Here is a 752-nt window from a genome sequence, read left to right as displayed (position 1 = left end):
AAGCAACTCGGTCAAATGATTGGTAATGCTGTCCGCACTATCATTCGCCAAGAACAACGGCAGGGCGGGTTGTTGGCTCGTTGATTTAAGCCTTTGAAATAGGGTAAAAGTTAGTTCCCATTAACTAAAAGGAGTAATTATGGGAACTGATGTAAACCCAGTGGCATGGGAAAACGCTGATATTGCAGCTAGCCTAGTATACGACAACAAGAAAGGTGGCACACTAGCTGATGCCTTTCTTTATTTCTGTTCTTATACTTCAGCAAGCTCTGGTGATTTTTCTGTTAAAACAGGCACCCCAATGATTTTTAAAGTTGGTGATGCGGTTTACGAGACAGAAAATACCGAACTAAATGGTGAAAATTTAACTCGCTTACTTTATGAAGTATTTTATAAGCATCGATCTTAATTAGTTAGAAAAGAAGGCCTCGCCATAAGCGGGGCTTTTCTTTATCTGGAGGAAACATGAAGGCTATTCAATTTAAAAAAACAGGCACCTTTACTGGCAATGACGAGGAAATTCAGGCTCTTTTTGGTGGTCACTTTTGTTATATGGGAAAGGGTCGCTTAAAGGATATTGAAATGTACTTCGAGCGAGGAAGTCAAAGTTTGCCGATCAGGTTTGATGACTGGATTGTTGACCTTGATGGAGTCATTCTAGTTTTAGATGGTGCGCAGTACCAAGCACTTGTGGCGGAAACAGCAAGCGCTAGAAAGCAGACCGACGATCAAAAGCAGCTTGGTCAAATGAT

Annotated in this window: 2 protein-coding genes; both read left to right on the top strand. The window is 41.2% G+C overall.

From position 1 onward, the window contains the following. Positions 1-139 precede the first annotated feature (139 nt). Positions 140-409, top strand: a complete 270-nt coding sequence (locus GGG_RS0118995) for a hypothetical protein (protein WP_010118067.1) — start codon at positions 140-142, stop codon at positions 407-409. A gap of 56 nt (positions 410-465) precedes the next feature. Continuing rightward, positions 466-752, top strand: a 287-nt coding sequence (locus GGG_RS20240) for a hypothetical protein (RefSeq protein ID WP_010118066.1), incomplete at its 3' end; no start/stop codon positions are given.

This window comes from Acinetobacter sp. P8-3-8 (genome assembly GCF_000214135.1).
In the GTDB taxonomy this organism is placed as follows: domain Bacteria; phylum Pseudomonadota; class Gammaproteobacteria; order Pseudomonadales; family Moraxellaceae; genus Acinetobacter.
Note: the sequence above shows the minus strand (reverse complement) of the source record. Positions and strands in the feature narration are given on the sequence as shown.

What these genes read in the sequence shown, in the direction of transcription:
- GGG_RS0118995 (WP_010118067.1), top strand. Translation starts at nt 140, where the DNA reads ATGGGAACTGATGTAAACCCAGTGGCATGGGAAAACGCTGATATTGCA.